The sequence below is a fragment of the Holophagaceae bacterium genome, from assembly GCA_016720465.1.
In the GTDB taxonomy this organism is placed as follows: Bacteria; Acidobacteriota; Holophagae; order Holophagales; family Holophagaceae; genus JANXPB01.
Window position 1 is genome coordinate 693,692 of sequence record JADKKO010000004.1, and the last position, 13,029, is coordinate 706,720.

The 13,029-nt window shown below is 67.8% G+C and carries 8 protein-coding genes; 5 read left to right on the forward strand and 3 right to left on the reverse strand.

Translation table 11 applies throughout. The features are described from left to right. The first annotated feature begins 73 nt into the window (after nt 1-73). The 5 genes from IPQ13_10375 (at nt 74) to IPQ13_10395 (ending at nt 8,029) form a co-directional block, all read left to right on the forward strand. Nucleotides 74-1,270, forward strand: a complete 1,197-nt coding sequence (locus IPQ13_10375) for a beta-aspartyl-peptidase (protein ID MBL0211298.1) — start codon at nt 74-76, stop codon at nt 1,268-1,270. Then, complete coding sequence (locus IPQ13_10380) at nt 1,267-2,121, forward strand: cyanophycinase (GenBank protein MBL0211299.1); 855 nt, start codon at nt 1,267-1,269, stop codon at nt 2,119-2,121. The genes IPQ13_10375 and IPQ13_10380 overlap by 4 nt, the downstream gene beginning before the upstream one ends. Nucleotides 2,122-2,209: 88 nt before the next feature. Further along, complete coding sequence (gene cphA / locus IPQ13_10385) at nt 2,210-5,011, forward strand: cyanophycin synthetase (protein MBL0211300.1); 2,802 nt, start codon at nt 2,210-2,212, stop codon at nt 5,009-5,011. Then, on the forward strand, nt 5,008-6,786 hold the full coding sequence (locus IPQ13_10390; protein ID MBL0211301.1) for a Mur ligase: 1,779 nt from the start codon (nt 5,008-5,010) through the stop codon (nt 6,784-6,786). Before cphA ends, IPQ13_10390 begins: the two co-directional genes overlap by 4 nt. 88 nt (nt 6,787-6,874) lie before the next feature. Next, entirely contained in the window at nt 6,875-8,029 is a 1,155-nt protein-coding gene (locus IPQ13_10395) for a DUF2911 domain-containing protein (protein ID MBL0211302.1), read from the forward strand. A gap of 98 nt (nt 8,030-8,127) precedes the next feature. Here the strand turns inward: IPQ13_10395 and thrC are convergent, their stop codons facing one another. The 3 genes from thrC to thrA are packed head-to-tail and all read right to left on the reverse strand — an operon-like array spanning nt 8,128 to nt 12,799. After that, nucleotides 8,128-9,411 carry a threonine synthase gene (thrC, locus tag IPQ13_10400; GenBank protein ID MBL0211303.1) on the reverse strand — a complete coding sequence of 428 codons (1,284 nt, stop codon included), beginning with the start codon at nt 9,409-9,411 and terminating at the stop codon, nt 8,128-8,130. After that, nucleotides 9,408-10,367, reverse strand: a complete 960-nt coding sequence (gene thrB / locus IPQ13_10405; protein MBL0211304.1) for a homoserine kinase — start codon at nt 10,365-10,367, stop codon at nt 9,408-9,410. The genes thrC and thrB overlap by 4 nt, the downstream gene beginning before the upstream one ends. Further along, on the reverse strand, nt 10,364-12,799 hold the full coding sequence (thrA, locus tag IPQ13_10410) for a bifunctional aspartate kinase/homoserine dehydrogenase I (protein MBL0211305.1): 2,436 nt from the start codon (nt 12,797-12,799) through the stop codon (nt 10,364-10,366). The genes thrB and thrA overlap by 4 nt, the downstream gene beginning before the upstream one ends. Nucleotides 12,800-13,029: the final 230 nt, after the last annotated feature.

The following is a 13,029-nucleotide window of genomic DNA, read 5'->3' on the forward strand; positions in this document are numbered from 1 at the left end:
TCGAAAAGTCGAAAAGTTGAAAAGTCGGGAAGTTGAGGGCTGGGCAGCGGGGGCGTCTACACTGGAAGCTGTGATGACCGCACCTTCCGAAGCCCCGGCACAAACACTCACGCTGCTCCGCAACGCAGATACCTACGCGCCGGAGGCCTTGGGTCTGAAGGATGTCCTGATCGGCGCTGGGAAAGTGCTTTGGATCGGAAGGAGCGCATCCGATCTTGGCGCCTTCCAGGCTGATGAGGTTGATCTTGCAGGGCGTCGCCTGATCCCGGGATTGATCGATTGCCACGCCCACGTGACTGGCGGCGGCGGCGAGGCCGGTGCCCACACGCGGGTGCCCGCCGTGCCCCTCTCCCGCTTCACGCTGGGCGGCGTCACCACGGTGGTGGGTGTGCTGGGAACGGATTGCGCCACGCGCACCATGCGCGATCTGGTGGCCACCGTGAATGGCTTGCGCAACGAAGGCATGGGCGCTTACGCGTGGACCGGCGGCTATCCTGTGCCGCCGCTGACCCTCACCGGCAGCGTGCGCGACGACATCGCCTTCGTGGATTGCATCCTGGGCGTCGGGGAACTGGCCATCTCCGACCACCGCTCCAGCCAGCCCACCCTCGACGAATTCCTGCGCATCGCTTCGGACGCCCACCTGGGCGGCCTTTTCACCGGCAAAGCCGGCCTTGTCCATCTCCATCTCGGAAACGGGCCGCGGGGCCTGTCGCTGATCCGCGAGGCCCTCGCGGTGAGCGAGCTGCCGCCCCGCGTCTTCCATCCCACCCACGTGAACCGCCGCAAAGCCCTCTTCGACGAGGCGCTGGACTTGGCGCGATCCGGCTGCAGCATCGACCTCACGGCCTTCCCCGTGGAGGAAGGCGAAGACGCCTGGACCGCCGCCCAGGGGCTGCGGCGGTACCTCGACAGCGGCGCGCCCCGGGAACGGGTGAGCATCAGTTCAGACGGCGGCGGCTGCCTGCCCCGCTTCGATGGCGAGGGCCGCATCACGCGCATGGGCGTGGGCTCTCCCGGCTCCCTGATGGAGACGCTGCTGGAGCTGCTGGCTTCCGGCGAGGCCCTGGAGCGCGTGCTGCCCGCGTTCACATCCAATCCCGCGGGCCTGCTGCGGCTGCCCTCCAAGGGGCGGATCCGGGTGGGCGGCGACGCGGATCTCGTGGTCCTTGGACCCTCGGGCGCCGCGGATGTGATGATGAAGGGCGCCTGGTTCGTGCGTTCGGGCGCGGCGCTGCGGCGCGGCATGTTCGAGGAGCCGGTTCCATGAGTCCAAGCAAGGTGCCCGAGGGCGAGCAGCGCGGCTTCATCATCCCCATCGGCGGCGCCGAGGAGAAGGAGCACGACCCGCGCATCCTGAAGCGCTTCGTGGCCCTGTGCGGGGGCGGGGAGGCCGACATCGTGGTCATCCCCACCGCCAGCCGCCTCAAGGACACCGGCGCCCGCTACGAGGGCATCTTCAAGCATCTGGGCGCGGGCCGGGTCACGGCCCTGGATTTCGACACCCGGCGGGACTGTTTTGAACGGGGCCGCCTGGCGCGCATCGAGCAGGCCAGCGGCATCTTCTTCACCGGCGGCAACCAGCTGCGGCTCACCACGATCCTCGGCGGCACGCCCTTGGCCAAGCTGCTGCGCAGCCTCAACGCCCGGGGCGTGCACACCGCTGGGACTTCTGCGGGGGCGAGCTTCCTCAGCGAGCACATGATCGCCTTCGGCGAGGAGGGCGCCGTGCCCACCCTTGGCTGCGTGAGCCTGGCGCCAGGCCTGGGGCTCACGAACCGCTTCATCATCGACCAGCATTTCCGCCAGCGGGACCGGCTGGGGCGCCTCCTCTCGGCGCTCGCCTTCAACCCTTTCTCCGTGGGCCTGGGCCTGGACGAAGACACCGCCGCCTTCATCGGTCCTGACAATCTGCTGGAGGTCGAAGGCAAGGGCGGCATCACGGTGGTGGACGCCGCGAACATCGAATATTCGGGCATCGACGACACGGATCCAGGCCAGCCCATCTGCATGCTCGGCCTGACGGTCCACGTGCTGGTGTCCGGAGCCTCGTTCAACCTCAGCACCCGGGAGGCCTTTCCAGGCCCCGACGCGCGTTCCTGGACCAAAGCCAGCAACTGAATTCCGGAAACTACAACGGGCGCCCTTCGCGGGAGCGGGGTAAGATTCTGGCCACATCTCCTCTAGCGAGCCGGATAAGGAAAGTCCCATGCGCATCCTCGACCGATCCATCTACGTCGGCCCTTCGCTCTATGCCCATTTTCCGGTCATCCGCCTGGAACTGGACCTCGAGGCGCTGGAACTGTGGCCCACGGCGCGCTTGGGCAGCGGTTTCATCGACGCGCTGATCGAGGCCTTGCCGGGCCTCCAGGAGCATGGCTGCAGCTACGGCGAGCCCGGCGGTTTCGTGCGGCGCATGCGGGAGGACGAAGGCACCTGGATGGGGCATGTGCTGGAGCACGTCGCCATCGAGCTGCAGAACGTGGCGGGCGAACAGGTGACCTTCGGCAAGACCCGCGGCGCGGGCCGCGAGGGCGTCTACACGGTGGTCTACGAGTACGCCCAGAAGGAAGAGGGGGTCGAGGCCGGCGAGCTGGCCATGCGCCTCCTCTGCTCCCTCCTGCCCGAAGATATCCGGCCAGAGCGGAGCGTGCCCGAGGGCTGGGTCTGGGGCACGGCCCGGGACGAATACATCCGCTATGCCCAGCGCCGCGCCCTGGGGCCGTCCACCATGTCCCTGGTGCGCGCCGCGGAGGAGCGGGGCATTCCCTGGATGCGCCTGAACGACCAGTCCCTCGTCCAGCTCGGCCACGGCAAGTACCAGCAGCGCATCCAGGCCACGGTGACGGGGCGGACTTCGCACATCGCCGTGGAGCTGGCCGGCGACAAGGAGGAGACCAACAAGATCCTCGGCAGCCTCGGCCTGCCGGTGCCCCGCCAGGAGCTGGCCCAGACCGAGGAAGCGGCGGTCCGCGCGGCGCGGCGCATCGGTTTTCCAATCGTGACCAAACCTTACAACGGCAACCACGGCCGGGGCATCTCCATCCGCCTGACCACCGATGACGAAGTGCGGGCGGGCTTCGCCGCCGCGAAGGAACACAGCCGCTCGGTGATCGTGGAGACCTATGTGGAGGGCGACGACCACCGCTTGTTGGTGGTGAACGGCGAACTGGTGGCCGCCACGCGCCGCACACCGGGCCACGTGGTGGGGGACGGCGTCCGCACCGTCAAGGAACTGGTGGAGATCGTGAACGAGGATCCCCGGCGCGGCGTGGGCCACGAGAAGGTGCTGACGCGGCTGGTGCTGGATGCCCAGGCGGCGATGATGCTCGCCCGCCAGGGTTTCACGGAAGCCTCGGTGCCACCGGAAGGCCAGATCGTGCCCTTGCGGTCCACGGCGAACCTCAGCACGGGCGGCACCGCCACGGATGTCACCGATGTCATCCACCCGGACAACCGGGACATGGCCACCCGCGCCATCCGCGCCATCGGCCTGGACGTGGGCGGCGTGGACTTCCTCAGCCCCGACATCACCGAGAGCTACAAGACCGTGGGCGGAGCCATCTGCGAAGTCAACGCCGCGCCGGGCTTCCGCATGCACGTATCCCCCAGCGAAGGCACGCCCCGGGATGCGGCGGGCCCCGTCCTCGACATGCTCTTCCCGCTGGGCTCGCCTTCCCGGGTTCCCGTGGCGGCCCTCACGGGCACCAACGGCAAGACCACCACCGCCCGCATGCTGGCGCACATCACCAAGATGGCGGGCTACACGCCGGGGCTGACGACCACCGACGGGGTCTACATCGACGGCCAGCGCACGGTGGAAGGCGACATGACGGGTCCCGTGGCCACGCGCATGGCGCTCGCGGACCCGAACATAGACCTGGCCGTACTGGAGATCGCCCGGGGCGGGCTGCTGCGGGCGGGCATGGGCGTGCCCTTCGTGAACGTGGGGGCGGTCCTCAACGTGCAGGCGGACCACCTCGGGATGAAGGGCATCGACACGCTGGAACAGCTGGCGGAGGTGAAGCGCATCGTCGTCGAAGTCGCCAGGGACTGCGCGGTGCTCAACGCCGATGATCCCCAGGTGGTGAAGATGTCGGCCTACACGGACGCGAAGACCCTCTGCTACGTGACCATGAATCCCCAGCACACGCTGGTGCGGGAGCACATCCGCGCCGGGGGCCGCGCCTGCGCCCTGGAAGCCGGCGTCAACGGCCAGATGATCACCCTCTACGACAAGGGCAGCCATATTCCCCTGCTCTGGACGCATCTGGTGCCCGCGACCATGGAAGGCCGCGCCCTGCACAATGTGCAGAACGCCATGTTCGCCGCGGCCATGGCCTTTTCGCTCGGCCTCAAGCTGGACGCGATCCGAATGGGGCTGCGCACCTTCGACACGACGTTTTTCCAGGCGCCCGGCCGCATGAATGTGTTCGACGAGCATCCCTTCAAGGTGATCTTCGACTACGGCCACAATGCGCACGCGGTGGGCGCCATGGCGGACCTGGCCTGCGCCCTGGACGCCGCGGGGAAGCGCATCATCGTCCTGGCCGGCCCCGGCGACCGGCGGGACGAGGACCTTGTCGCCATCGCCGACACGGTGGCGGGCCGCTTCGACCACTATGTCTGCCGCCGGGACGACGGCCTGCGGGGCCGCGATGGGGACGAGGTGCCCCGCATCCTGGCCAAGGCGCTCCAGGCGAAGGGCGTTCCGTCCGAGGCCATCAGCATCATCCCCGATGAACAGGAGGCCATCGACGCCTCCCTGCGCATGGCTCAGCCCGGCGATCTGCTGCTGATCTTCGCGGACGCCCTGACCCGCTCCTGGAAGCAGATCATCAAGTTCCGCGCAGAAGGTGCCTCGCCATCAAAAACCGCGGCGGGCCCGCCCAGGCCATCTGATCACGTGGCCCAGCCGCCAGCGCCTCCGCGGGAAGACGCAGCCCACGACATGGAGGGCCTCATTAGGGACGAACGCGGCGTGCGCTTCGCCCGGGAGAGTGAAGACTGAGCGGAACGGTCCCCACTCCCTTCGAGGACAGCCGCCGCCTGACAGGTCCAAACCTCCTCTTCGGATCCTGCGGGGCCGTGCTGGAGGCGCCGCTGCCGGGGGGCGGCCGGGAGGAGGCCCATGCCAAGTGGGCGCGGCTGGTCGAAGCCATGCGCTCCCGCCTGGGGTGGCCAGGAGGGCCCGTGACCGCGCGGGTCCACGCCAGCGGCGCGACCCTGGCCTTCGCGGCGCCGGAGGACCTGCTCTTCGCGGCCACCGAGGTGAATGAATGGGCCTGGACCAGGGCCCTGGAGGAGACCACGGGAACGCTTTCCTTGAGGTTGTCCGCGCCGGGACACCCGGCGGTGTGGGACGAGGATTCGGCGGTGGCGACGATGCGGGCCATGTCCGCTGCGGAGGTCCGGCCCGGATTGATGGCGCTGCTCCGCGAAGCGCAACACCGGAACCTGCCGGCTTTTCTGGACGAGGAAACCCTCTCCATCGGGGCCGGATCCGGCCACATGGCCTGGCGGATGGACACCTTGCCCGCGCCGGCGGACGTGGCCTGGGGGCGGCTCCATGGCATCCCCACGGTCCTGGTGACGGGCTCCAACGGCAAGACCACTTCCGTGCGCCTGCTGGCGGCCATGGCCGCTTCCCAGGGATGGCGGCTGGGGCACACCTGCACCGACGGCATCTACATCGCAGGTGAACTCGTGGAAGCCGGCGACTATTCCGGGCCCGGTGGGGCCCGCGCGGTACTGAGGGATGTCCGGGTCGAGGCCGCGATCCTGGAGACCGCCCGGGGCGGCATCCTGCGGCGGGGGCTGTCGACGCGGCAGGCCGATGTGGCCCTGGTGACCAACGTCAGTCCGGAGCATTTCGGGGAGTACGGGATCCATTCCCTGGAGGACCTCGCGGATGTGAAGCTTGTGGTGGCGAAGGCGCTCGCCTCCGGCGGCCTGTTGGTCCTCAACGCGGATGACGGCGGACTCGTGGCCCGTGCGTCCACCTTGGCCTGCCCCATCGGATGGTTCTCCCTGGAGGACGGACACCCCCTGCTCCAACGGCATCGGGCCGCCAGCGGCGCCACTTGCGCTGTGCGCGATGGCCGCCTGCGCCTCCATTGGAAGGACCGATCCCACGATCTCGGAGCCGTGGCCTCCATGCCCCTGAGCGCCGGCGGCCATGCCGCCTACAACGTGTCAAACCTCGCGGGCGCGGCCCTGGCGGCGGCGGGCCTCGGCATCCCGCCTCTGGCCATCGCTGGGGTCCTGGCTGCCTTCGGCGCCTCCCGCGGGGACAATCCCGGGCGGCTGGAGATCTGGCGGTTCGGCGGCATCACGATCTTCATGGACTACGCCCACAATCCGGAAGGCCTCGAAGGCCTGTTGAAACTAGCTGCGCAGGTCCGGGGCCCGGGCCGGATCGGCCTCCTTCTGGGCCAGGCCGGCAACCGGGAGGATGGCGCCATCCGCGCGCTGGCGGCCACGGCGGCAGGATTCGACCCTGACTTCGTGGTGTTGAAGGACATCGAAGGATTTCTCCGGGGACGCGAACCGGGGGAAGTCGCAGCCTTGCTCTGGAAGGCCCTCGCCGCCGAAGGCGTGGAGGCGGAACGGCTGCGGACTGTGCTTCCGGAGGCGGAGGCCGCGCTGAGCCTCGTCGGCTGGGCCAGGGCAGGAGATGTGGTGGTGCTGCCGGTCCACGGGGCGAAGGCTCGGACTGCGGTGGCTGCCAAGTTGGACCGTCTTGAAGCCGGAGGCTGGAGGGCCGGGGATCCGGTGGGGTGTTGACCCCCTGGCGCCCATTTCGCCCATTCCCTTTTCTGCCCGTCGAGGAGTATCTTGCCTTCGACCATCCTGTTTTTTTTAGGAGAACCTCATGACGCGCACACCGCAGTTGAATTTCGTCGCCGGGCTCGTGGTTGCCGGCTGCTTCGTCTCGCTGGCTTCTCGACCCGCCTATTCCCAAGGCCTGACGCTTCCCCCCAGCGGGGACAACCAGAAGGCCTCGGTCACCCAGCACATCGGCCTGGTGAAGGTGACCGTGAGCTACAGCAGCCCGCGGGTGCACCGCGCAGGGGAAGACCGCACCGGGAAGATCTGGGGAGAACTGGTGCCCTACGGCCTCAGCGACCTGGGCTTCAACGACTGCAAGGAGTGCCCGTGGCGCGCCGGGGCCAACGAGAACACCGTCTTCAAGATCACCCATGACGTGAAGATCGAAGGCAAGCCGCTGGCGGCGGGCTCCTACGGGCTCCACATGATCCCTGGGCCCGAGACCTTCACGGTGATCTTCTCGAAGGATTCTTCCGCCTGGGGCAGCTACTGGTACACCCCGAAGGAGGATGTCCTGCGGGTGGACGTGAAGCCCGCCAAGGGCGAATTCCAGGAGTGGCTGACCTATGAATTCACCGAGCGCGAGTCCGCCAAGGCCAGGCTGGAATTGCGCTGGGAGAACCTGCGGATCCCCATCTCCATCTCCGTGGACGATCCCGACGAACTGTACTTCCAGAATCTCAGGAAAGAGATGCATGGCGCGCACGGGTTCCAGTGGGCCGACCTGATGGCCGCGGCGCAGTTCACGCTGCAATCCGGCAAGCACCTGGATGCGGGCCTGGACTGGGCCCAGAGGGCGGCGGGCGCCCCCTTCGTGGGCAACGAGAATTTCCAGACCCTCTCGACCCTGGGCCAAGTCCAGCTCCAAATGGGAAACGCGGAGGCGGCCCAGGCCACCTTCGACAAGGCCATCGCGAATCCCTCGGCCAAGCCCACGGACGCCCACCAACTGGGCCGCCAGCTGTTGCAGCAGGGGCGCAAGGCCGAGGCGTTGAAGATCTTCCAATCCAATGCGAAGAAGTTCCCGGGCCAGTGGCCCGTGAATGTGGGTCTGGCGCGGGGCTACGCCGCGGCCGGGGATACGAAAAAGGCTCTGGAACACGCCCGCATGGCGCTGGCCCAGGCGCCGGACGAACTCAACAAGAAAGCCCTGAAAGCGATGATCGACCAGCTGGAGAAGGGCACGGCTCCCCGCTAGGCCGTTGGAAAACATCAACCTTGTCAATTCGATGGTGCACCGGCATAAGGAGCCGTAACGAACTACCCAGAAAAGCACTGGTTATTTCGTAACGGCTCCTAAGGATTCCCAAGGGCCTGGCGGACTGCCGCCACGTCATTGGGGATTTCCTTCGACAGCAAGGGACGGTCCCGCAAGGCCTCGAGAGATTCTGGAATCGGGACCTGGATGCCCATGTGCTCGTAGACGGGCAGGAATTTGGCGGGGTGCGCGGTGCCCAGGAACACGCCGGTTTCGCAGAGGCCCAGGCGCTCCTCCAGCACCGCGTAGGCCACCGCCGCGTGCGGGTCCGCGAGATAGCCCATGCCCGTCAATTCGCGGATGGAGCGCTTGGTGTAGTCGTCGTTCTTGAAACCCCACCGCAGGGCCTGGCGGAGGGAATGGAGGTCGCCGCCGAAAAGGTGTTGGATGCGCTCCCAGTTGTTGGGAGCGCCCACATCCATGGCGTTGGAGAGCGTGGAAACGCTCGGCCGCGGCAGGTATTCGCCGCTGTCCAGGTAGTTGGGCACCGTGGCGTTGAGGTTGGTGGCGGCCACGAAGGCGCGGATGGGCAATCCGGTCCGCTTCGCCATGAGCCCCGCGCAGAGATTGCCGAAATTGCCCGAAGGCACCGCGATGACGACGCCATCCCGCACGTCCTGCTTGTGCAATTGGGCCATGGCCTCGGCGTAGTAGAGCATCTGGGGCAGCAGCCGGGCCACGTTGATGGAATTGGCGGAAGTGAGGCCGTGGCGGGCCGACAGGTCCGCGTCGTTGAAACAGTCCTTCACCAGCGCCTGGCAGTCGTCGAAGGAGCCATCCACGGCGAGGGCGGTGACGTTGTCCCCGAGGGTGGCGAACTGGCGCTCCTGCAGGTCCGAGACGCGGCCTTTCGGATAGAGCACCACCACGCGCACGGCGGGACGGTGCCAGAAGGCCTGGGCCACGGCGGCCCCGGTGTCGCCGCTGGTGGCGGTGAGGATGGTCAGGGGCCGCCCCGGTTCCCGGACCAGTTCCAGGATGTGGGCGAAAAACCGCGCGCCCACATCCTTGAACGCCAGCGTGGGGCCATGGAACAGCTCAAGGGCATACAGGCCGCGCCGCACCTGGGCCAAGGGAATGGGGAAGTCCAGGGCGCTGCTGATGGCCGCCGCCAGCGCATCCTGATCAAACTCTTCGCCGATGAACCGGCGGAGGATGATCTCGCTGCGTTCCACCCAACGGAGCTGCAGCAGGCTGTCCCAGTCTTCGAACACAGGCAGGGTTTCCGGCATCCAGAGGCCGCCGCCCGGAGCCAGGCCCTGCAGCACGGCTTCACGGAACGTGGCCGTGTCGCCGGGGTTTCGCGTGCTGACGAATTTCAAGGGAGCACTCGCGCGCCCAGCGGATCCACGCCGCAGAGCCGGGCTTCGGAGGCGAGTCCGGCGGCTTCGAAAGCCGCCTGGATGGCCGCCACGACTTCTTCTCCATGCTCGGTTCCCTCCGCGACCGCGAAGACCGAGGGGCCGGATCCCGAGAGCGTGCAGCCCAGGGCGCCGGCTTGCATGGCCGCTTTCTGGGCGGTGCGGAAGCCGGGCACCAGATCCGCGCGGCGGGGTTCGGCCAGCACGTCGCGCAGGCACCGGATGAAGATCTCCTGGTCCTTCGTGTGCAGCGCGTGGACGAAGGCCGCGAGGTTCTGCGCGAAGGCCAGGACCTCGGGCATCGGAAGCCTGTCCGGCATCACGCTCCGGGCGCGTTCGGTTGAAAGTTCGCAGTGGGGATGCACCACGGCGATCACCAGCTCCGCGGGCCAGGGCAGGGCGCGGGGTTTGGACCCCCCATCGCCGCCCGGCACCAGCAGCAGCAAGCCGCCGTGCAGCGAGGGCGCCACATTGTCCAGGTGCACCGAACCCGAAACCAGGGATTCGGCGCGGCCCGCCATCTGAAGCAGTTCGGATCTCGTGAATGGTTCCCCCAGGAGCATCTGGCAGGCCAGCAGGGTCGCTACGATGGAACTGGCGCTGGACCCCAGGCCGCTGGAGCGCGGGAGGTTCTTCTCGAGGGTGAAGGCCATGTCGGGGCAGGAAATCCCCTTGGCGGCCAGGCCGTCCCTCACGAAGTTGAAGGTGCGGAGCACCAGGTTTTGCGCCGGGTCCGGCGGCATGAGATGGGCATAGGGGCCCGTGGCGAGCAGGGTGGTTTTGGCGGCGGCTTTGACACTCACCACGTCGCCCCACAGGGAACCATCCAGGGGCGCCAGGGCGGCGCCCATCAAGTCGAATCCGGCGGCGAAATTGCCGATGCTGGCGGGTGCGTAGGCTCGGATGGCGCTGCTCATGGGAGCCCTTCGAAAGATGCGATCTTCAGGATATCCGCGAGCACGCCCGCTGCCGTCACCTCGCCTCCGGCGCCGTAGCCCCGGACCACCAGGGGCGTGGGCTGGTAGTGCTCCGTAAGGAAGGCCAGGGCGTTCTCGCCGCCCTTGACCGAAAAGAGCGGATGGTCCGGCCCCACGGCCTCCAGCCGGACGGAACAGCGGAAGCCATCCTCCACGGCCCGGATGCTCGCCACGTGGCGGAGCACCCGGCCCTCCTTTTTCAGGTCCGCCATGCGCTGGGCGAAGCCTTCATCCAGCGCCGGAAGCCTGGCCATGAAGGGCTCCACGCTTCCCGACGCATCGAACCCGGACGGGAGCACGCCCTCCACGTCGATGTCCGCCAGCTCCAGCTCGGCGCCCATTTCCCGGGCCAGGATCAGCAGCTTCCGCGCCACGTCGAGACCCGAAAGGTCGTCCCGGGGGTCCGGTTCGGTGAACCCCTTTTCCTTGGCGGTCCGCACGCTTTCAGAGAAGGCGGCGCCTTCATCCAGCAGGCCCAGCAGGAAGGAGAGCGATCCCGACAGCGTGCCGTCGAAGCGCAGCACCCGGTCCCCGCCCCGGAGCAGGTTCCTCAGGGTCTCGATGACCGGAAGGCCCGCTCCCACATTGGTTTCATATAAAAATTTCCGCCGCAGCATCTCCGAAGCGTGGCGCAGGGTCCGGTACGCTTCGAAGCCCGCCGTGTTGGCCTTCTTGTTGGCCGTCACCACGTGAAGCCCGGCTTCCATCAACCTTGGATAGGCTTCGGCCACCTCGTTGTCGGAGGTGCAATCCACGAACACGGGATTCGTGAACCGCGCTTGGGCGACGGCCTTGACCAGGGTTTCCAGGTCGGCGGGTCCAGCGGCGTCGGCGTCAAGGGCATCCCAGTCCGGCACTCCATCCACATTGAACGTGAATTGTCTGGAATTGGCCACGGCGCAGATTCTCAACTCGACCTTCCTCCGCGGATTGGTTTGGTGGCTCGCGATGGCTCGAAGCAGCTTGGAACCCACGTTGCCCTTTCCCCAGACCACCAATTGCAATTGCGGCAGGGAGCGGAAAAAGGCCGCGTGGACCTGGCGCAAGGCCCGGGCCTCGTCGCCCTCGCGGATGACCACGGAGATGTTGCGCTCGCTGCTGCCCTGCGCGATGGCCACGATGTTCACGCCCACCGCCGCGAGGGCTCCGAAAAAGGTCCCCGCGACGCCGAGCCGGTGTTTCATGCCGTCGCCGACGAGGGAGAGGATCGCATGGCCGGCGCGCCGCTGGATGGGATCCAGCATCCCGGCAGCGAGCTCCGCCACGAAAGCCGACTGCAAAGCCTCCAAGGCCTTGCCGCCCTCGGACTCGGCCACTGAAAAAGAGATGGCGCACTCGCTGGACCCTTGGGTGATGAGGATGACGGAGATGTTCGCCGCCGCCATGGTCTGGAAGACGCGCGCGGCGATGCCGGGCACGCCGGTCATGCCGGAGCCGCTCACATCGATCAGGGTGACGCCGCCGAGGAAGGTCAGGCCCCGCGCGCCATGGGGCGAGGGCTGGGAGCCTCCATGCACCAGCGTCCCCGGCCGCGAGGGCGCGAAGGTGTTGCGGACGCGCACGGGGATGCCCTTTTCACGGGCGGGCTGGATGGTCTTGGGGTGCAGCACCTTGGCGCCGAAATAGGAAAGTTCCATGGCCTCTTCGAAACTGGTTTCGGGCAGCGTGAAGGCTTCCGGCACCAGGCGCGGGTCGGCGCTGTAGATGCCGTCCACATCGGTCCAGATCTCCAGCAGGTGCGCGTTCGAGGCCCAGGCCGCGATGGCCGCGCTGTAGTCGGAGCCGCCCCGGCCCAGGATGGTGGTCTTGCCATCCGCATCCGATCCGAAGAACCCCGGCAACACGGAGAGCGGGGGCGGGTTTTCGCGGAATGCTCCGAAGGCCGCGGCCGTGGCCTTCCAGTCCGGCGATGCTTCCAGGGATTCGCGGCTGGTGCGGATGCAGGCCGCGGCATCCAGCAACCGGGCCCCGAGCGCCTTGGCCAGCAGCAGGCTGGAGGCCCGTTCGCCCAGGCTGTAAAGGCTTGCCATGACGCCGGGCGGGCATTCCCCCAGGAGCTTCACGCCCTGCAGGTATTGCGAAAGATCGTTTTCGAGGCCCCGAAGCTCCGCATCCAGAGGCGCCGGATCCCCAGGAAACAGCTCGGCGGCGGTGGCGCGGTGGAGCTCCGAAAACCGGGTCCGGCAGGCGTCCGTGTCCCGGCCGTCCACGGCGGCCTGGACCCCATCCCGCAGCAGGTTGGTGACGCCGCTCATGGCCGAGACCACCACCAGCACCGGACCCTCGGAGGCGGCCTGCCGCGCGATGTCCGCCACGGCGCTGATGCGGGCCGCCGAAGCCATGGAGGTGCCGCCGAATTTCATCACGCGCATAAAGGTCCCAAAACAAAAAGCCCCGCCTTGGGTGCGGGGCCGGGTCAGCAAAAAGAACGAAAGCTAGACCGGCCGCGCCTGGAAGGCCGTAGTCGTCGTCGACGTGGCGGAATCGAGCCGGACCGGGCCCAGGCCTAGGGACGGGCTGGAAGCCTTTCCGGTCTGGCTGGACGGTTTCGGTGCGAGGCGCATAGGAAAACCTTTCCCGAGTCTTTCCTTCCGGTCAACGG

Bases quoted from the DNA above. Each gene is read 5' to 3' on its own strand.
- IPQ13_10375 (MBL0211298.1), top strand. From the start codon at position 74: ATGACCGCACCTTCCGAAGCCCCGGCACAAACACTCACGCTGCTCCGC.
- IPQ13_10380 (MBL0211299.1), top strand. From the start codon at position 1,267: ATGAGTCCAAGCAAGGTGCCCGAGGGCGAGCAGCGCGGCTTCATCATC.
- cphA (MBL0211300.1), top strand. From the start codon at position 2,210: ATGCGCATCCTCGACCGATCCATCTACGTCGGCCCTTCGCTCTATGCC.
- IPQ13_10395 (MBL0211302.1), top strand. From the start codon at position 6,875: ATGACGCGCACACCGCAGTTGAATTTCGTCGCCGGGCTCGTGGTTGCC.
- thrB (MBL0211304.1), bottom strand. From the start codon at position 10,367: ATGAGCAGCGCCATCCGAGCCTACGCACCCGCCAGCATCGGCAATTTC.
- thrA (MBL0211305.1), bottom strand. From the start codon at position 12,799: ATGCGCGTGATGAAATTCGGCGGCACCTCCATGGCTTCGGCGGCCCGC.